This is a genomic window from Xenorhabdus poinarii G6, from assembly GCF_000968175.1.
GTDB lineage: Bacteria > Pseudomonadota > Gammaproteobacteria > Enterobacterales > Enterobacteriaceae > Xenorhabdus > Xenorhabdus poinarii.
Genome location: NZ_FO704551.1, coordinates 1,377,177 through 1,396,620 on the forward strand (window position 1 = coordinate 1,377,177; position 19,444 = coordinate 1,396,620).

General features: G+C 45.9%; 23 protein-coding genes and 1 pseudogene. 21 read left to right on the top strand and 3 right to left on the bottom strand.

The features are described 5' to 3' along the window. The first annotated feature begins 61 nt into the window (after positions 1-61). From XPG1_RS06370 to XPG1_RS18910, 17 genes are all read left to right on the top strand, one after another. Complete coding sequence (locus XPG1_RS06370; protein ID WP_045958328.1) at positions 62-403, top strand: hypothetical protein; 342 nt, start codon at positions 62-64, stop codon at positions 401-403. Between the two features lie 2 nt (positions 404-405). Then, the gene (locus tag XPG1_RS06375; RefSeq protein ID WP_084717350.1) at positions 406-837 is read left to right on the top strand and encodes a DUF4054 domain-containing protein; all 432 of its coding nucleotides are present in this window, start codon (positions 406-408) and stop codon (positions 835-837) included. Continuing rightward, positions 837-1,382, top strand: coding sequence for a hypothetical protein (locus XPG1_RS06380; protein WP_045958330.1), 546 nt, complete (start codon positions 837-839; stop codon positions 1,380-1,382). Before XPG1_RS06375 ends, XPG1_RS06380 begins: the two co-directional genes overlap by 1 nt. Positions 1,383-1,385: 3 nt before the next feature. Next, positions 1,386-1,754, top strand: coding sequence for a phage collar protein (locus XPG1_RS06385; protein WP_045960537.1), 369 nt, complete (start codon positions 1,386-1,388; stop codon positions 1,752-1,754). Beyond that, the gene (locus tag XPG1_RS06390; protein WP_045958331.1) at positions 1,744-2,256 is read left to right on the top strand and encodes a phage gateway protein; all 513 of its coding nucleotides are present in this window, start codon (positions 1,744-1,746) and stop codon (positions 2,254-2,256) included. The genes XPG1_RS06385 and XPG1_RS06390 overlap by 11 nt, the downstream gene beginning before the upstream one ends. Positions 2,257-2,284: 28 nt before the next feature. Continuing rightward, positions 2,285-3,772: a DUF3383 domain-containing protein gene (locus XPG1_RS06395; protein WP_045958332.1), complete on the top strand. Its 1,488-nt coding sequence runs from the start codon at positions 2,285-2,287 to the stop codon at positions 3,770-3,772. 15 nt (positions 3,773-3,787) lie between these two features. Next, positions 3,788-4,240: a phage tail fiber protein gene (locus XPG1_RS06400; RefSeq protein WP_045958333.1), complete on the top strand. Its 453-nt coding sequence runs from the start codon at positions 3,788-3,790 to the stop codon at positions 4,238-4,240. Between the two features lie 42 nt (positions 4,241-4,282). After that, positions 4,283-4,741 carry a hypothetical protein gene (locus XPG1_RS06405; RefSeq protein ID WP_045958334.1) on the top strand — a complete coding sequence of 153 codons (459 nt, stop codon included), beginning with the start codon at positions 4,283-4,285 and terminating at the stop codon, positions 4,739-4,741. 91 nt (positions 4,742-4,832) lie between these two features. Further along, positions 4,833-7,049: a coiled-coil domain-containing protein gene (locus tag XPG1_RS06410; protein ID WP_045958335.1), complete on the top strand. Its 2,217-nt coding sequence runs from the start codon at positions 4,833-4,835 to the stop codon at positions 7,047-7,049. Next, the gene (locus XPG1_RS06415; protein WP_045958336.1) at positions 7,046-7,573 is read left to right on the top strand and encodes a phage baseplate protein; all 528 of its coding nucleotides are present in this window, start codon (positions 7,046-7,048) and stop codon (positions 7,571-7,573) included. The genes XPG1_RS06410 and XPG1_RS06415 overlap by 4 nt, the downstream gene beginning before the upstream one ends. Before the next feature lie 12 nt (positions 7,574-7,585). Beyond that, the gene (locus tag XPG1_RS06420) at positions 7,586-7,906 is read left to right on the top strand and encodes a phage baseplate plug family protein (RefSeq protein WP_045958337.1); all 321 of its coding nucleotides are present in this window, start codon (positions 7,586-7,588) and stop codon (positions 7,904-7,906) included. Then, the gene (locus XPG1_RS06425) at positions 7,872-8,687 is read left to right on the top strand and encodes a baseplate hub protein (protein WP_045958338.1); all 816 of its coding nucleotides are present in this window, start codon (positions 7,872-7,874) and stop codon (positions 8,685-8,687) included. Before XPG1_RS06420 ends, XPG1_RS06425 begins: the two co-directional genes overlap by 35 nt. 3 nt (positions 8,688-8,690) lie before the next feature. After that, positions 8,691-9,383 carry a Gp138 family membrane-puncturing spike protein gene (locus XPG1_RS06430; RefSeq protein WP_045958339.1) on the top strand — a complete coding sequence of 231 codons (693 nt, stop codon included), beginning with the start codon at positions 8,691-8,693 and terminating at the stop codon, positions 9,381-9,383. Beyond that, on the top strand, positions 9,380-9,724 hold the full coding sequence (locus XPG1_RS06435; protein WP_045958340.1) for a contractile injection system sheath initiator: 345 nt from the start codon (positions 9,380-9,382) through the stop codon (positions 9,722-9,724). The genes XPG1_RS06430 and XPG1_RS06435 overlap by 4 nt, the downstream gene beginning before the upstream one ends. Continuing rightward, positions 9,717-10,904, top strand: a complete 1,188-nt coding sequence (locus XPG1_RS06440; protein ID WP_045958341.1) for a baseplate J/gp47 family protein — start codon at positions 9,717-9,719, stop codon at positions 10,902-10,904. The genes XPG1_RS06435 and XPG1_RS06440 overlap by 8 nt, the downstream gene beginning before the upstream one ends. Continuing rightward, positions 10,901-11,554 (top strand): DUF2612 domain-containing protein, encoded by a 654-nt coding sequence (locus XPG1_RS06445; RefSeq protein ID WP_045958342.1) that lies wholly within the window; start codon positions 10,901-10,903, stop codon positions 11,552-11,554. The genes XPG1_RS06440 and XPG1_RS06445 overlap by 4 nt, the downstream gene beginning before the upstream one ends. Before the next feature lie 4 nt (positions 11,555-11,558). Beyond that, complete coding sequence (locus XPG1_RS18910) at positions 11,559-12,746, top strand: hypothetical protein (protein WP_071825339.1); 1,188 nt, start codon at positions 11,559-11,561, stop codon at positions 12,744-12,746. A gap of 50 nt (positions 12,747-12,796) precedes the next feature. Here XPG1_RS18910 and XPG1_RS06455 read toward each other — a convergent pair whose 3' ends face one another. After that, complete coding sequence (locus tag XPG1_RS06455) at positions 12,797-13,951, bottom strand: glycosyltransferase family 4 protein (RefSeq protein ID WP_045958343.1); 1,155 nt, start codon at positions 13,949-13,951, stop codon at positions 12,797-12,799. A gap of 340 nt (positions 13,952-14,291) precedes the next feature. Here XPG1_RS06455 and XPG1_RS06460 point away from each other — a divergent pair. From XPG1_RS06460 to XPG1_RS06470, 3 genes and pseudogenes are all read left to right on the top strand, one after another. After that, positions 14,292-14,459 (top strand): annotated as a pseudogene (locus XPG1_RS06460) (isocitrate/isopropylmalate family dehydrogenase); the annotation flags it as partial. Between the two features lie 213 nt (positions 14,460-14,672). Further along, positions 14,673-15,008: a hypothetical protein gene (locus XPG1_RS06465; protein ID WP_045958345.1), complete on the top strand. Its 336-nt coding sequence runs from the start codon at positions 14,673-14,675 to the stop codon at positions 15,006-15,008. Positions 15,009-15,134: 126 nt separating this feature from the next. Further along, positions 15,135-15,536, top strand: a complete 402-nt coding sequence (locus XPG1_RS06470) for a putative signal transducing protein (RefSeq protein ID WP_045958346.1) — start codon at positions 15,135-15,137, stop codon at positions 15,534-15,536. A 150-nt stretch (positions 15,537-15,686) separates the two neighbouring features. On the opposite strand, the gene XPG1_RS06475 is transcribed toward XPG1_RS06470, so the two are convergent. Next, positions 15,687-16,058 carry a hypothetical protein gene (locus XPG1_RS06475; RefSeq protein WP_045958347.1) on the bottom strand — a complete coding sequence of 124 codons (372 nt, stop codon included), beginning with the start codon at positions 16,056-16,058 and terminating at the stop codon, positions 15,687-15,689. Positions 16,059-16,192: 134 nt separating this feature from the next. After that, positions 16,193-16,672, bottom strand: coding sequence for a PliI family lysozyme inhibitor of I-type lysozyme (locus tag XPG1_RS06480; protein WP_045958348.1), 480 nt, complete (start codon positions 16,670-16,672; stop codon positions 16,193-16,195). Positions 16,673-17,912: 1,240 nt separating this feature from the next. Here XPG1_RS06480 and XPG1_RS06485 point away from each other — a divergent pair. Then, a complete protein-coding gene (locus XPG1_RS06485; RefSeq protein ID WP_045958349.1) occupies positions 17,913-19,367 on the top strand; it encodes an alanine/glycine:cation symporter family protein in 1,455 nt (484 codons plus the stop codon). Positions 19,368-19,444 lie beyond the last annotated feature (77 nt).

Below are 19,444 nucleotides of genomic sequence, written 5' to 3' on the forward strand. Positions count from 1 at the left end.
CCACTTCCTTTTTTACGCCCTCAAATGAGGGCTTTTTCATGTTCAAAAATAGGAGCACATGATGCCTCTGTATGTGTATTGCACATTATCAAACGACCAAAATTATTCTGTTGCCGATGGTAAGGTGTTTATTGCTGGTCAAGCCAATATCATGACTAAACACATGTACACCCCACGTGGGCGCGTCACGGAAATTAGTGACGAACAATATGCTCAACTCAAAGATAACCACGTTTTTCAACTGCATAAGGACAATGGGTTTATTAGCGTTGAAAACCGCAAAGAAGACCCCGAAAAAGTCGCCACGAATATGGAAGCCAGCGATAAATCGGCACCGGATACACCTGAATCACTCGAAGCGGAAAAACAGGACGTTCCTGTTACTAACAGGAAGAGGAAATGATTATGGATGTGAGCACATTTCCGCTTAAATCGTTTCGTGTGCTCCGCCCTCAATTTAATACGGTTTCCGATGATGAGATATTGATTATCGCGGAGTCTGCATTGAACTACTTTTCACCGTGCCGCGGCGTCCGCACTAATGAGTTGTGGATGTTAGTTGTAGCCCACATGCTGGATTTGAACCAGCAAATAGCAGCCGGTGAAGCTCCAACCGGCGTTGTCACTAGCGTGACGATGGATAAAATCAGTGTGTCATTTTCCGCCCCTCCTGCCAATTCGGATTGGTCTCATTGGTTCAAAATGACCACCTACGGCCAGCAATTTTTAGCCCTGATTAAACGCTGTAGTGTGCCGCAATATGTCGGTGGTGGTGGCGAACGGGCGGCATTTCGTGGAGTGGGTGGGCGATTTACTCGTGGAGGGCGTTTGCGGTAATGAGCAAATTAACACAGTTGAAATCCGTCTATGACGAGCTGAGCAAGAAGCAAATCAAGGTGGGATTTTTCGAGCATTCTAAATACCCTGACGGCACATCGATTGCGTATGTTGCGGCCATTCAGGAGCTGGGCTACGGGCCTATTCCACCTCGTCCTTTTTTTCGCCCTGCGATGTCTGAGAACCGAACGGATTACCAGGCATTGATTCAGCGTGCGGTAAACGCTGCTATATCAGGCAGTCTCGATATTAATGATGGACTGAATCAGGTTGGTGCAAAAGTCGCTGGCGATGTACAGATGGTAATCCGTTCTGTTAATGAGCCTCCGCTGTCAATGGTGACGCTGTTGATGCGTAAACGCAGAAAGCAGCCTGATTTTCAGGCGGGAGGAAAAGAGGTAGGGAACGCTTGGCTCGATGCTAATTTTGTAGGCCCTCGTAGTAAAAGTGACAAAACACTGGATATATCTGGGGTGAGCATCAAGCCGCTGGTAGATACCGGACTGATGTTACAGGCGGTGACCTATGCTGTGGAGGACAAATAAATGATGTTTGGTAATTTACACCGAATAGCCTCGCGTTATATCCCGCAGCAAACGGTACTTTGGTATCGCTTTAAATCTCGAACCCCCGATGATTTAGGGAATGAGCAGAATGAATATTATGAGCCGATTGAAATTCGCGGTAGCTGGCAAGCCGTCGATACTCAAGATACCCAATCGATGGGGTTTGATGCTAGTCAGGTATATCGTCGTTTCTATACCTCCCATGATATCAAAGCGATTCAGCGTGGTACGTCACCCGATTATCTGGTCGTCAACGGTAAAAAATATGATGTCATGGGGGATGCGGACTGGTATGAACAGGACGGCTGGAAATCGGTGATTTGCATCGAGGCAGGTACGTATGACGGATAATGAGGTGTATGTTGCTATTCGCCGGCAACTGCTGAAACAGTTAGCGGAGGCAGGGATCGCTATTCCAGTGGTGGCTGGATTCCAGTCAACCAAGCAGGGACGGGCAGATAATTTCGTGATGTTCTTCCCCATTGAAGAGGCGGCTCACGGCTGGCAGGGACGCAACTATAATATCGTCGGACGCGACGCTAATCACCGTGAAATTCAGCTCGTAGAAAAAACGCTACAGATGCAGGGAATAGGAACGTATCAGGCATTGACCGCTAATGATATTACCGCCACCGCGCGCATGATAGTGAACTCCCTGCCATTTGTGGAGGCGTTACGGAAACAACATATTGGTGTTCAGCGTGCCAGTAACCTGCGCACCCCGTTTTTTATTAACGATCAGGGTAACTATGAAATGTCACCCTCCTTTGATGTGAAAATCACCCATTCACGCATGATCACACCCAACACAGCCGTAGTTAACGCGCTGTATTCTGGTATTTACCGAATCTAACTCACCTAAACTAATAAGGTTTTGTCGTATGCCAATTAAACAAACTCGATACGTTGATATCGCATCAGCGGTGATTGGCGCGTCTGCTGTTCCGATGCGTAAATTGACCGCGCGTTTATTTTCAACTAATCCCAAAATTCCCGCCGGTAAGGTGCTGGAATTTGCCCCCGGTCAGGTTGATGATTTATTGGGCGCAGATTCACCGGAGGCCAAATTCGCCCGTCAGTATTTCAGCTATGTCAGTCCCGCACCGGTCAGTAAACCCAAAGAGATACAGATAGCCACCTATGAGCCGATAGGTCGCGCACCGTCGATTTATGGCACACGCGCCGCCGCGCTGGATGAACTCAAGGCGCTGGTGGATGGCACGATCACCGTGAGCATTGGCGGGGTAACGAAAACATTTACCGATATCGATTTATCGAAAGCCGCGTCTTACGCCGATGTTGGTTCGGCTGTACAGGCCAAACTGAACGCTGAGAAAACCCCGCAATTTGCCAATGCCTATCTCACCTTTAACGCAATGGACAGTGCGTTCGTACTCAGTGGCGGGGTGCAGGAAAAATCCGATATCAATGTGGCGTATTCGGTGCTGGCGGACGCGATGGGATTATCATCCGGCACGCGCTCAGCCGGGAATGCGGCGCAATCACCTCTGGAGGCATTTATTGCCGCGGAAAAGGTCTCGGACTCGTTCGGCAGCGCGACATTCCTGACGGATATCCCGTTGCCGCAGGCGGCAGAGCTGGCGCAGTACGTGGCAGGCGAAAACGTCAAATACCAGTTGCATCTGAATGTTACCGCCGAGGACGCCGAGGACTGGAGCGCGGCACTGATCGGGACGGCCTCTACCGGGTTAAACCTGAAAACTCATGATGACCATTTTGTACAGGCGTTACCGATGGCGATCATGGCCGCAACCGATTATGACCGGACAAATGCCACAACCAACTATATGTATCGTCAGTTTGGGGTTACGTTCCCGTCACAAATCAGCACCGATCTGAACGCGGATACACTCGATAAATTGCGGGTGAACTACTACGGTGAAACGGCGGTAGCAGGATCGCAAATTCGTTTCTATCAGCGCGGCTTTCTGTGTGGTGGTGCGTCAAATCCGTTGGATATGAGTGTTCACGCTAACGAGCAGTGGTTGAAATCCTACATCACCCAGCAATGGTTTTCGTTACTGATGTCCACGCGCGGTATTCTGGCCAACAAAGACGGAGAGGCGCGGGCGATGACAGTGATCGCAGGGGCAGTGACCAAGGGGATCAATAACGGCACGATATTACCGGGCAAGTCCCTAACCGAAGTCCAGAAAATCGCGGTCGCGGATGCGTCCGGGGATGATTTGGCGTGGCACGACGTACAGGACAAGGGGTACTGGTATAACACCCAAATTGTGGAAAACACCGGAAAATCTGGCCTGCCTGAATATGTCATGAAATACGTGCTGATTTACAGCAAAGGCGATTGGGTTCGCAAAGTCGAGGGAAGCCATAACCTCGTTTAATTGAAGGAGTAGAGTATGAGTGATGTATCTGCAACCGGCCTGAGTTTAGTGATTCAGGCCACTAAAACGTTTCCGTCGGGTATTCAAATCAGCCAATTTGCGGACGATGCCGACCCATTAGATTTACCCGCTGTTGATATCGCGCAAACAGGCATGGATATCAACGGTAATCTGGTGAGCTGGTCAACGCCGACCCCACAGACGGTAACCATTAACGTGCTGGCAGGTAGTGAGGAGGACGAGAATCTCTCTATTTTGCTGGAGGCCAACACGGCCAAACGTGGGCGTCGCCATGCCGGTGACATTATCACGCTGGTGGCCTCCTATGGAGATGGATCTACTACCACGGCGCGCAACGGCAAAATCACCAACGGCAGTCGGGGTAACTCAGCCGCCAGTGCCGGACGTCTTAAATCCAAACAATACACGTTTGTTTTTCAGGATTTTGACCGCACTCGCGCACGTTAAACTTTTCTGGCGGGTTGCCCGCCTTTTTGATTTGAGGTTGCCATGTTGATTAAACCCAAAACTATCACCATCACGGATGCAGACCGTGAGGAGCATCAATTTATTATCAGCCGATTACCTGCCACGGTCGGGCGCGAAATTCTGGCGAAATACCCGCTGTCCAATGCGCCGAAAATTGGCGATTACGCAATCAGTCATGAAGCGATGCTCAAAATGATGCGCTATGTGGCGGTTGAGGTGGACGGGCAGGAAATCCTGCTCAAGACCCAGACCCTGATTGATAACCACGTCCCCGATGGTGAAGCGCTGATCCGTCTGGAACTCGAAATGCTACGGTACAACACCAGTTTTTTCGGGGGCGACGGGAGCCGCGGTTTCCTCCAATTCCTGCTGGACAAAATCAGCGGTTCACTCCCGTCGATTATCAAAACGCTGATGGGTTCATTGCCGTTATCGTCAGCGCCGGATTCGCCACCCTCACCGAACTCAAAACGTCGATAGATTTGGAAGAGGCGTTCGACCTGTGGGAAATCGCCATCACCAACCGTTATAACGAGGCACTGGCAGCGTCAACGGACAGAACGAGGTAATCATGTCACTGTTAGACACATTCGTGCAGGTATTTGAATTTGATACCCGGCAGGCGGATGCCGCCTTTGATCAGTTCCGCCGCTCTACTGATGACATCATTGCGGATATGCGGCGGGCGCAACAGGCTGCGGAGTCCGGGGCGGGGGGATTTGGCAGTTTCGTGCAGGCGCTGGCGACGTCATTACAGGACATTTCCGGCAGTGACGGTATTGATATTGATGTCGATTTGCACGACACACAGGAAAAACTGACATCAGTCCGGGAAAAAATCAGCGAGCTGGAGAGTACTATCGCAGCCCTCGATAGTCAGCGTGAGCAGGCCAGTCAGGGAATGCAGGACAGCAACGCAACCGTCAGTGAGCTGACAGCGCAGTATGATCAGCTACAGGCTGAATTAACGTCTCTGAATGGTGAGCTAAACAGCCTGACGGACGCCGAGCAAAAAAACGCTAAAGCAAAGGAGGCAGTGAATGCCATTGTGGAGGCGCTACAGGCTGACTATGCAAAGTTTGTGGAAACGATGCGTACCAAAGGCATTCAGGCCGCGATAGAGGAAGCCAAAGCGCAGAGCCACTTACAGCGGATGCTGACTGATACGGAAGGCAAGTACAAAGCGGCGGGGGAATCCGTCGCCGGTTTTGCCACTAAGGCATTGGGTGCGGTCGGGATTGTGATGAGCCTCGGCGCGATTTTTTCCGATGCGGTATCACGCTCGCAGGAAATTGAAGCCCTCGACAGACTGGGTAAAAAAATCGGTGTTGCTACGGCCGATGTGGATGCGTTCGGTGGCGCACTGGCCGAGCTGGGCGGCTCACGTGAAGCGGCACAGTCTGATTTAGAAGCGATGGCGAAATCATTTGGTAACACCACGAATTCCATGGAAAAAATCCTCGCCACGGCGGATAGAGTCAAGGGAATGAAATTTGACAAAGCCAAAGCCACGCTGGCAGGGATGGGGGTCTCTGATGAGAAGACCGTTGAACTGATGATGAAAGGCCGTAAAGAGCTGGAACGGGTGATGGGGATTCAGAAAGAGTACTCCGGTATCACCAAAGAAAGCATCGAAAAATCCATCAAGTTCAATGCGGCCATGAGCAAATTTAGACAGTCTTCAGGCTTGCTGAAAAACAGTTTTCTGGAGATGGTTATTCCGGTACTGGTCAAAGGTATGGACTGGCTGTCCAAATTCATCGATTTCTGCAAATCCAACAAGCAATTGATTATTGGTTTTTTTCTGGCTGTCGGTATTGCCATTGCCGCCTACTACGTACCGCCGATGTTAGCCGCTGCGGCTGCAACACTCGCCGCTACATGGCCCATTCTGGCGATTATTGCCATTATCGCCTTATTGGCTACTGCGTTCGCCATTGTCTATGACGACATTATGAATTTTATCGAGGGTAATGACTCGATGATCGGGCGCCTGCTCGACAAGTACCCGATGCTGAAAAAAGTCATCATGGCCTTGTGGGAGGCATGGCAGGTGCTGTTCGGCTACCTGAAAGTGGCGGTGAAATTTGTCGCTGATATCGTGGTGTCCGCGTTTAATTACATGGATCAGAAAATCACAGCGTTTATCAACTGGCTGTTGGATTCGATTGCCTCCCTGACTAAATGGAGTAGTCAATTCAGCGGCGTGTTTGATACCGTTTCTGATGCCGTGGTGGGTGCATTCAAATGGATGTGGGAACAGGTGGAAAAAATTATCGGCTGGATAAGTCAAGGGCTGGATGCCGTATCCAAAGGCATTAGTACCGTGAAGGGCTGGTTTGGCTTTGGTAGTGATAAACCAGTTAATCTTGAGCAGAACGTGGAGCAAACGGTCACTAACAAAGATGCCGAGCAGTACCTCGATGTGCTGGCTGCCAAACGTAAAAGCGCACAGGAATCGGGTATGGATACCGGTGATCTGGATCAGGAAATCAGGCTATTGCGTCAACAGCTGGCGGACGGGAAAAGCGCGGCTGATGTGGTGGCAGGCGTCGAGGCGGCGAATAAAAAACTGATGATGGCCTCGCAAAATCCCCTCAACCCCGTGACCAGTCAGGCGATCAGTAACCAGTCACACCAGACTAATGAGGTCAACACCCAAATTGGGGAGGTTAACATTAAAACGGCAGCGACCGACGCGCAGGGCATTGCCAATGACATGAGAAGCGAACTCAGCAATCAGTTAAAAGATTTAGGTCAGCAAACAGCCACGGGGGTAGCGAAATGATCACTGAAGTGAAAATTTTTAACGTGAACAACTTCGCTACCTTGTTCGAGAGTGCCAGCCCGATTCAAATCAGTGTCCGGGATGAGCACAAGGTAACAAAATTTCAGGTCGAGAACGGGGAAACTCGCAGTGATCATATTGTGGTGGAGGCGGTAGAGATTGGCATGGAGTTGTTGCTTACCGGTGAGTTGAAAGACGATTTTTCGACCATGCAGCAAGCGTATGACACTCACCAGTTAGTCGGCATTCAGACACGGGTTAAAACCTACCAGCCGATGATACTCGTCAATTTTTTTCACGATGAAGTCCCGGAGATGGCGGATGCGATCAAGTTATCCCTGCGGTTCAGCGAATGGCGCACTGTCGAGCCGGAATACGGCGCCCTCCCGCCGCGGCGGGTGGCGAAAAAATCGCAATCTGGCACGGTCAACCGGGGTAATGTGCAAACTAAACCTGTTGAGGGCAAAAAAAAATCCGTCGCCGCCAAAATTATGGATGGCGAAAGTATCTTCGGTAAATCATAACAGAGGTCAATCATGCGTGAAATTCCGTTACGCGCTATTCCTAACCAGCGGCTGGCGGTCACGCTGGACGATGCTAACTGGCTGATCACCGTCAAAACCGCCAGAAACATGATGCTGTGTGATATCCAGCGTGATGATGTCATGGTTATTCAGGGTAGCCGGTTGATCCCTAATGCCCCATTAATTCCGTATGCCTGCCTCGGTTCGACAGGCAATTTTGCCGTATTGACTGAGCAGGATGAACTGCCCTGGTGGGAACATTTCGAGTCAACCCAAACATTAATTTACTGGGGGAATGATGACAGATCTGAGACGCATCCGGCTGGGGATTGAGATCAGCGGGCGGCTGAACTGGTACGAGGGCATGCGTATCTCAGCCTCCGGCACGAAATATGCCAATCCCCTGCAAAATGAATGTTCGGTCAATATCGATGGCCTGAGCAGTGACACCCGCGATTACCTCCTGACACAGACCAGTCCCTACACCAAAAACAAACAGCCCCGCCGCCTGATACTGGAAGCAGGACGGGTGAACACCGGACTGTTTCGGGTGTTTGTCGGCGATATTGTCAGCGCAGAAATTGCCTCACCGCCTGATGTGACCCTCACCCTGAAAGCCAAAACCGGAAATAGCAGTAGTGGTGAGATTGTTTCGTCCTCCGGTGGCGCGATAAAAAAACTGTCTGAAATTGCGCAGGGGATTGCCAATGACTGTCAGGTCAAACTGGATTTTCAGGCCACCGATAAAAATATCGCCAACTGGTATTACTGTGGTGCGGCGCTGTCTCAGATCGCGCGATTACAGGAATCCGGTCACGTCAAAGCGTTTATTGATGACGAAGTTTTGTACGTCAAAGACAGTAGTAAGGCACTGAAAAACCGCCTGCATATCCTGAATATGAAATCGGGTATGGTCGGCATTCCCAAAGCCACCGAAAAAGGACTAGACGTCAGTTTCCTGATTGATGGCGAATCGTTCCTCGGCGGCATGCTGCGCCTTGATAGCAAACTGAATAAATCCCTCAACGGCGATTATATTATTGAACAACTGAAATTCGATATCGCCTCTCACGATGACGCTTTTTTCTACACAGCAACCTGCAAACGAGCGTAAACCATGAATCAACCGAATAGTGATATAGCCAGCGAGGGCAGCCTCGCCGGGCAGTTTATGGCGGCATTTCGTAACCTGATGCTCAACGTCGAGGACATGCTCCCGGCGACGGTTGTGAGCTATGACGACCAGACTAACCGTGCGGTGATTAAACCGTTGGTGATGATGGCGACCACTGAGGGAAAAACCGTTTCACGTGCACCATTGGCGAATATTCCGGTGTTCCGTTTTGGTGGTGGCGGTTTTTTTCTGCGTGTTCCTATCAGAGCGGGGGATTTTGGTTGGTTAAAAGCCAACGACCGCGATATCAGCCTGATATTCCAGCGCGGCGGACAGGAAGACCAGCCCAACACCGCCCGGCTGCATTCGTTCAGTGACGCGATGTTTGTCCCGGACACTATCAAGGGCTGGGCAATAGACGGAAAGAATCTGGATGCATTGGTCATTCAGTCAATGGATGGTTCGGTCTGTTTGTCGTTACACAGTAATAAACTGGTGATTGACAGCCCGTTGCTCGAAATCAACGTGCCGGAAACCCGGTTTACCGGCAATGTCACCATTAACGGCAACTATGCGGTGAACGGGAACAGTGACTCTTACGGTGGCACAATGCGCCATAACGGACGCAATATTGGTGATACCCACCAGCACAGCGGGGTACACACTGGCGATGGCAATACAGGAGCACCATTATGATCACCTTTGCTGTAGATGAGAATAACGATTTGGTGCTGGGGGATGACGGCAACCTGTCACTGTGCAAAAACGCACAGGCCGTCAGTAATCTTTGCGTTCACTACGCTCGCGCCCTGCGCGGGGAGATGCTGCATAAAGTGGATAAAGGTCTGCCGTACTGGAAAACCGTGTTTGGCCGGCAGGCTGATATCCCGATGTTTGAAGCCGCGTTCCGTGAGCGCATGCGTGAGGTGGACGGTGTGGAAGAAGTGGTCTCTTTTCAGGCAGAAATCGCGGATAACGAGTTGCGCTACATCACCGTGATCCGCTCAATTTACGGGAGTTTTACCCTCAATGGCTGATTATCACTACATTACCCGACAGGGCGTGATTGTGCCGGATACCGCGGAATTACGTCATGATGTGGAAAACGATTTTTACGCGGCGTTCGGACAGGACATCGATTTGTCACCGGAAACTCCGCAAGGCTTATTAGTGACGATGGAAACTGAAAACCGCGATGCGATGGTGCGCAACAATGCGGAACTGGCTAATCAGATTAACCCCGATATTGCTGGTGGCGTATTTTTAGATGCGATCTGGGCGCTGATGGGTGGCGGGCGTTTTGCGGCTACTCGTTCGTATCTCAGCAATGTCGAATTCGGCGGTGTGCCCGATACAATAATTCCGACAGGGGCACTGGCCGAGTCAGTCACCGGGGCGCGGTTTGAAACGATCAGTACGCTGATTATCGGCAAGAACGGTAAAACTATCGGTGATATGCGAGCCATTGAGCCGGGCAGTATCGAATGCAAAGCCGGGCATCTTGAGCGTGTTGCTAGTTCCGTCTTGGGCTGGGAAACCGTCACCAATCCGACTCATGCGGTTGTCGGGCGTGACGCGGAATCCGATATCAGCGCCCGGCGTCGGCGCAAACAAACACTGGCAAAAAATACCGTCAGCGTGGGAGAGGCGATCACGTCTTCCCTGTACGAACTGGAGGGAGTTAATTCGCTGTCGTTCCGTGAGAACTATGCGCCGCAGATTATCACAGTTGACGGTATTAAACTGCTGCCCCATAGCGTCTATGTTTGCGTGGAGGGCGGTGACCGCGAGGAAATCGCCCGTGCGTTACTGCGCACTAAAACCATTGGAGCAGCCTATAACGGAAAAGAAGTGGTGACCGTAACGGAACGCGTCAGCGGGCAGGAGTATGAAATCCGTTTTGACCACCCGACTGAGAAAGTGGTTTTCTGCCGTGTCACCGTAAAAAAATCCACCATGGACGCGCAAAGCCTGATCCCCGCCGCCATAGAACAATGGGTACGGGGTGAGCTGGATGGCGATAATGGGCTGGTCGTCGGGCGGGAGGTATCACCGTTTGAAATTTCCGCCGCCATTAACAGCATTGAACCACGTCTGTTTATCACCAACGTTGAGTTATCCATTGATGGTCAAAACTGGTTAATGGGGACAATCCCAATAAAAATCAATGAAGTGGCGCGATTGCACCGTGGTTCAGTACAGGTAGTCATTATATGAAAATACAACAATTCGATTTTCATTCTGACCTGCTGCGGGCGATATTGTGGCAGTACGAAAACGCCCCGAAACTGAACACACTGGCGACCCGTAAAGCGGCCTATTTTGAGCAGAGTAATGTCGCGTTCTGGCGTAACTGGTATCGGGATGTGTTCAATATTGATACCGCTAATGATTTTGGGCTGGCAGTGTGGGCACGTATTCTCGATGTGTCACTGGGTATTGATGTTTCCCCTAGTGATAAAACCAAAATTGGGATTGGTTTTGGCAAAAAACGCAACTTCACGGGCAATTTCCGACGTAACAGTGATTATACCCTGATGCTCACTGCCGAACAAAAACGCCTGATTATTCGTATGCGCTATTTCAACCTGACCCAAAGCCCGACGGTCACCAATATCAATCTCTTTTTAGAACGTTTTTTCTGGCGCAATGAGAGCAAGGTTTTCGTGCTCGACCCGCTCGACATGACCTACATGTATTACGTGTTTAATTTTAACCCGGATGAAAATCTCAGGGTATTGCTGGAAAACTTTGACCTGATGCCGCGACCCTCTGGCGTGGGCGTTAAATTCCGTGTCGTCACCAAAAAAGCCTTTGGCTTCGGCCACAAACACACCAACTATCTGACAAGTAACTTCGGAGCTTAAATTCATGACTAAAATTTTTAAAACCCCCTTCGCGGCGCAAGGGGACAGAGTTTCTATTCCTAACGAAGTCCAGCCTGACGGCTCAGTTTCCTACACGCAAGGCTACGGCTACGATTATGAACGTGACCAGAATACCGATCCGGCCGCGAAAGATATCGAACGCGAAAAAATGAACGGCATGTTCCACGATATTACTGACGCCATCGGGGAAATACAGGCGTTTGGTGCAGCTCAATGGACAGTAGAGGCGCAACCGTACCCCCTGCGGGCGTTGACATATCACAAGCAAAAACTCTGGCAGTCTCGTATCGAGAACAACAAAGAAGAACCCGCAACGGGTAATGGCTGGATAGAACTGAAAGCCGACCTGACGGCAGGTGATGTAGGTGCATATAACAAAGAAGAAGCCAGCCAGAAGTTTCAGCCGATGGGAAACTATACCCCGGCGGGCTACAGCTACGGTAAGGAGGAGTCGGATAACCGTTTTCAGCCAAAGGGTAATTACGCTCCAGCCGGTAACTACGCCGTGAAAGGTGACAGTTACATCAAATCAGAATCGGATGCGAAATATCAGCCGATGGGGAATTACCTGACAGCTGGTTACAGCTACTCAAAGAACGAAAGTGACGGGCGTTATCAACCCAAAGGCAACTATGCGCCAGCGGGCAGTTATGCACCGAAAGGGGAAAGTTACACCAAATCAGAATCAGATTCCCGCTATCAGTCAAAAGGGAATTACGCCCCTGCCGGTAATTACGCCATCCGTGGGGAAAGTTATACCAGAGGCGAATCAGACGGACGATATCAGTCACGTGGTAACTACCAACCCACGGGGAATTATCAGCCAGCGGGGAATTATGCGGTCAGGGGGGAGTGTTATACCAGAGGGGAGAGTGATAGTCGGTATTTGCAACGTGATGCAGGTACTCGGAGAACACAAGAGACGGTTGTTTGGACAGGATGGGTTCAAGATAGTGGAACGATGAATTGCACTGAAAGTATAGCTGGTTGTTTAGTCTATATTAGAAACAGAAATGGTCGATATTTGCCTCTTGAAGTCCCAGTAGGTAGGCGTGTATTTGACACCCAATGGACAGGAGGTCAATGGGGCAGAATTGAATTTATACCACCATCAACTTTGGTGTGGCAAGATGGCGGGCAAGTGATGGATCAAGTGGTATTATCAAAATAGAAAATATAATAGTGAAATATAGCGGTGAAAAAGTACGCCGCTATTTTAACCTATTTATTATTTATATCCAATTCAAATTCTTTAATAAATAAATTATAGTTCATTGTTTCTTTTGACCATTTCAGTGCATTCTTACTCATAGATTCATATAAATCAGGATTTTTGAATAAACGCTCAACTGCATCAGCACAATCAACATGAGAGAGCAATTTTGGCTCTGTTAACTGATCATTTATCGGGTCATATACCTGATGAGGAAAATCTATATCGATATCAGTGAGGCTCTTATGTTCATCAATTGAAACGGTAGGTTTTAGTCCTATACCGCAGTAACCATCTTTAACGGCTTCAGGCTGACCGTCGATAAAAGGAAAAATGACAGGAACAGCGTTACTGAGTGCTTCTATACATGATAATCCAAATGGTTCTGTAATTGGGGTACTCAAATATATATCCACTTTATTATAAAAGACACTCATATCAGAGCAATATCCCATAAAGATAATATTGTTTTCCATACCCAGTTTATGGACTAAAACCCTTAGCGCTTGTTCATCCTCGCCATTTCCAGCTATCAATAACTGGACATTTATCCCTCTGCTAATTAATTCATTCGCAGCCAGAATTGAAACGCTGATACCTTTTAATCCAACCAATCTAGAAGCAGTTCCCAGAATAATTTCATTTTTATTATTAATTGATTTTTCTGATATAGAAATATCTTTAGGTAGTCTATTGATTATTTTATTAATAATAAAATCAGGGTGAAATCTTAGCATCATGATTCTTTTTGATGCTTCCGATACAGCTATTGCACCATCAATCATATTGAAGAAATCTAATGTTCTTCCATTTATTGGGTATCGCCAAGAGCATCCATGATCATAATAAATGATAGTGGTATTCTTTGGTTTTCTTGATAGCCTAGGAACAAAATCCCAAATAATAGTTTTATCTGCTTTCGTTTTTTCTATTTTCTTTGTTAGCGCTATTTTTCTCAGGAAAGTAGGGTATTTTATTGAAGTCGATCCAATTCTATTAGCGTAATTAATCTTAAAGCTCTGTAGTTCGGAGATTAGGTTTTCGTTCAAAATGTTACTTGTACATAAAATCTCATTTTCGAAAGAACTATTTTTCAAATATTCAAGAAAAAGTCGTTCTGCACCACCAAATCCTTGCAGGTTAATTAAATGTAATATTTTCAACTAAATATCCTCTTAGGCTTAATACGGTTAGCCCATATTACCATATTAATTAACTTCCCCTAACATGTGATCGGAATTTTCTTAATCTGTGAAGTGCGCATGCAGTTACATCATTTACTGTTATTAAATGGGATTATCACTGAATGGGATTAGTGAGAGGTGCAAATATTGCGGCATTGGTGGGGTGGGGGAATGAGGATTGTGAGTAAAATACGGTTATCAAAACCAAGATAACATCTTATTAAATCATCTAGTTATATATGGGCGATTCTTGGTTTTCTGGTGTTTTAAAATAAAAATAAAATCAATTAATTCAAAATATTATGAGTGGTTTGGCTATCTACTGCTGCGCCACATGGGATGGTTTGAAGCCGCTGACCTCATCGTTAAGGGAATGGAAGGAGCGATTGCAGCCAAGACCGTCACTTATGATTTTGAACGCCTGATGGATGATGCTAAGCTACTGAAATGCAGTGAGTTTGGCGACGCCATCATCTCTCACATGTAATTGATTTCATCGATGAATAGATAACGGGAGCTTAATGGTTCCCGTTTTTTATTGTCATATTAGTGAGTTAATTTCACGCTGAGCTTTTGTCCTGATAAGATTGACATATTGATGTTATGAACAGACCGTACCCGGTGAATATCCATACAATATTTACTTAATTTACGGAGGTAATATATACTGCCGCCCCGCTTCGATGGACTGAAGAATGATATGCTAAAAAATTTACTATTATTATCTACACTTGCTCTGTCTGGTTGTGTATTTAATCAAATACCAACCGATAATTTAACATCACTCCGTGATAACGAACTATGCCTGGCTCTTGGTGAAAATGCAGATAATGGCGATACGACTCTCAGAATCTTAGATGAAATAAGATTCCGAGAAGGTGTTATCGACATGGACAAATGCCATGCACTTGAAATGTCAGTAAGAAAAAGAGAGGCTAATTTTCGTGATCCCAGTGCATGGTCACGTGAAATGGCAGAACAATCCAGAATAACGCAAGGAATAATCAAACAATTACAGCAAATGGGTAAAATTTAGTGACGGAGCGAAGGTGCATTCATACTTAGACTGCGCCTTATCTTGCTCTAGCCACCGAAGAAAATTGTCAGGTGTGGGTGATCATAGGTTATACTGGTTAATAAACCATCTGATTACGGTGAGTTTATGTGGAATTGTGATCCTCAAAGAGGAAGTATGCGGTTATTGGCAAATTTCCTGTCGCCGATAGATGCCCACATTATCTTGGGTAGAATGTTGTCAGAAGATATTTATGCTGTGGTCATCGATGAAAATATTGTCTGGAATAACTATATGTATTCTCAGGCATTTGGGGGTGTTAAACTGCTTGTTCATCATTTAGATGCAGAACGCGCACAAATGATATTGATTGAAATTGAAGAGAATAAATTTTTATTAGATAAAACAGCATATAAGAGTAATAATAAGAAAAAATCAACTCTTCAATATCGCTCCTCGGTGTTAATAAATACTTTTTTAGTCCTTTTCTTGTTTTTAATATTTGGTATAGCATTGCCGCTAAAAGCTGAAATGCATTCTTCTATTTAATATTGTTACTATTAAATTAATTTTATTTAATGTGTTTGATAAGCACCGGATCATAGCATGATCATCATTCAACATGATGATTAATGATCGTTTGAACGGAAAAGGGTGACGATGTAGAGCGACAACGATAAGTTAGCCGCTCTACAGGATCTATTTTGTTGCTTCAGAGAGGGCATGCTTTGTTTGTGCTTTGCATGCGTCGATAGATTTAACCAGCGATTCGTCAAAATGACGAGGGCTTGGGAAAACGTGTTTATTTTTCCTGATTTCTGAGACAGTTTGTTTGATAGAGGCAATAAATTCATCCTGATTGCTATGGATCTCTTTAAGAGAGAATCCCTTATTGCGTAATTCGCTGAGGGCTTTTTGAGCTATTGCGTCTGGGGAATCATGGGTTTTAAATGCTGCTACAGAGGCGGTTCCAAATAAGCGACAATAAGTTTCTGCGGTTTTATCGACATTAGCATGTGCAGCATATGGAAAGAGTGAAGCAAGGAAAAGCGGCAATAAAAGACGTTTCATAATTTCCTCTTGATCGGCTATACCATCATCGTGGTAATAACGTTAACTGGAATGACAACATTAACAATAGTACATAATCTAATGTTTGTGCCGAATCTCAGTGCATCGTTATTTTGATTTAATGGGGCGTTTATTTAAGGTTGCTGTTCTACGCATTTCCCCCTTTTACAGATTGCACGAAGCACCTTTATGGGATCATTATTTTCGTTTATATGGATGCGGGTAAGCAGCCGGACATTTTTTTCACTCACCTTGAGCGCATCAACTTCAAGATAACGCCCAGAACCCGCAGTCAGTTTGGAAACGATGAGTTCTTTGACGCCATCACCATCAATGTCAGCAAAGTTAATCCGCGGATGTCCATTATCTTCAAACACTGAACCGTCTCGTTCAAAGATTGCGCCAGTAACAAAGTCGATGAGTTCTTTATCCTTAAAAATAGCGATAGAATAGCTGCCTATTGATGCGCTTTCCAAATCCCCTGTTGACAGAACAGCAAATCGTTTATCTGGTAAGTTAATCAATTTCCCCTCCCTTGCGCTCGCCGGCGTTGATAGTGATAGGGTCAATAGCGTAGAAATCGCGATAGTTTTAATGATATTACTGATACGCATAAGCAATGCTCCATTGTGTGTTGTTTTATTTAACAAATATCAGGGTGAGATTTAATCGTAGCACGAATTTGGCGAGTTTATATTCAATAGAAAGGTTGATGCCAAATCGGATCTCTTCCGTATTAAGATATCTGTCTTGAAATGATTGCTTTGAAATAGTGATTTTGAGAAATAGTACGGAATTCACCAAGAAATGTTAATTTTATTTATTGTTTTTTGCATCAACGGGAGCAGTCACTCCCGTCTTCATTAAGAGCAACATATAGTCAGTACTATGTACTGTTTTTTTCTATTTTTTCCACAATCTTATTGTATTCTTTCCAAACAACGGATAATGGTGAGTTTAAACAGCAGATAGAGATTGAACCCCCTGTTGCAGGATGATACTCATACTTCGATTTTCCCCTATAAACTCTTTTGGGTAATATGTTGTCTGCTGGGTTTTTTCTTTTTCGTTTTAACATCAATTATAACCTCATTTGTAGATTATCTGATGGCCAGATAGTGGATTTTAATATTTTATTAAATGATTAGTTGTTGCCTTCCTGCTGCAAAAAAACAACTGGAAATGTTAATATTGGATGGTCGCTTTTTCCAACTATCACCGTATTAAAATTTAATAATCTCATTTGAAGAAAATCATTGCTATATGTTTTCTTAAATATTGGAAACTTCAAAATTAAATTTTGTAATTAAGCCAAATTTCATAATGAATACTGTGATTACTACATGGGTGATATCGCTGTGCATGATTATCTGTAGTCATTTTATGCAGTTTGTCTGTTGTGATACCAATCACGTTTTATTAACACGTGTTATTAATAGGGTTATTTTTATTGGCTTTGTTTATTATTGGTTTTGTTTTTGCTGTTGATATGTTTTCTATTTTGAGGTCAATTGTTAATTAAATTATTTCTTTTTCTTATGAATTAAAGAGGATTAATCCTATTGTTATTGTTTGCTAAATGCAATTATCCAGCTTGAAATAAGGAATTGAGTAATTGTGAATAAAAAATAAATGTTCATAAATGCTAAAGTAAATGTAAAAATTTCATTAAAAGTTACACATTGAAATAGATATTGTGTTACATTCTTTTCGTTTTACTGGCCGGTATCTCTGTGTCTTGTACACAGAATTGTGTTACTTGTTAATTATAAAAGGAATTAAGCACAATAAAATTTTGCGGATGCTGCATTATGGATGGTCAGCTAATGTTTGCTAATGTAAGGGGAAAATATCTTGACGGATCTGATTAACTTCGCTAACAACATTCTTTGGGACTACGTACTAATATATCTACTTCTTGGGGTCGGTCTCTATTTCACACTGCGTTCTGGTCTTATACAACTTCGTCATTTTGGCCACATGTTTTCAGTCCTGAGAAAGAGTAAAAAGTCAGATAGTTCTGGCATTTCATCTTTTCAGGCTTTATGTACCAGTCTTGCTGCTCGTGTAGGAACCGGGAACTTAGCAGGGGTTGCCATTGCCATTACGGCCGGCGGGCCAGGTGCTATTTTCTGGATGTGGGTAGTTGCATTTATTGGTATGGCAACGGCCTTTGTGGAAAGCACGCTTGCCCAGTTGTACAAGACGAAAGACGATCAAGGAAATTATCGCGGTGGCCCAGCCTACTATATGGAAAAAGGGTTGAAGAAGCGATGGATGGGCGTGCTGTTTTCATTCTTTCTGATTATCGCGTTTGGTCTTGTATTCAATGCTGTTCAGGCAAATTCAATTGCGGAAGCGGCTGCCTTTGCCTTTCATATCAAACCAGTTTATGTCGGTATAGTCTTAGTCATTATTAGTGGCACAATTATTTTCGGCGGGTTGCGCTCTATCGCCAGAGTCGCGGAATTAGTTGTACCGTTTATGGCCTCTGCTTATTTTATATTGGCGCTTTGGGTTGTTGGTCACAATATTGAACGCATTCCAGAGGTCTTTGCATTAATTTTCAAAAGTGCTTTTGGCCTTCAGGAGGCAGTCGCCGGAACATTAGGTTACGGTGTTGCTCAGGCAATGATGCAAGGGGTTCAACGCGGATTATTTTCGAATGAAGCGGGAATGGGTTCTGCACCTAATGCGGCTGCATCGGCCTCTCCCTATCCTCCACATCCAGCCTCTCAGGGGTATGTACAGATGTTGGGGGTATTTATGGATACTATCGTTATCTGTAGTGCAACGGCTGTGATTATCCTTTCTTCCGGCGTCCTTAACGAAAATGTGACTGCAATCAGCGGAATTGAATTGACTCAGCGTGCATTGTCATCCGCGGTTGGGCATTGGGGAACCATGTTTGTTGCCATTGCCATTTTCTTCTTCGCTTTTACCTCGATTATTGCTAATTACGCCTACGCCGAAAGTAACATGATATTCTTAGAACGTAACCATACTGCGGGTTTATTTATTCTGCGGTTGGCGGCGTTGGGAATGGTTATGTTTGGTACATTGGCAGAAGTCCCTCTGGTTTGGAATATGGCGAATCTATCAATGGCATGTATGGCGATTGTTAACCTGATTGCCATCCTTCTCTTGTCAGGTATCGCAATGAAGCTGGCGAAAGATTATAACCAGCAGAGGAAATCAGGAAAGTTGCCAACGTTTAATATCAACGATTATCCCGAGATTCAACAGCAAGTTGAGAAAGGTATTTGGGATGATAACGTATTGCATAACGGTGAGAAGAGTCAAAGCTGATACTGAAATGTTTCTCTTGAGAGCCTCAGTAACTGAATATCACCTAAATCAGTGAACTTGATTAGCCAGTCATTCTA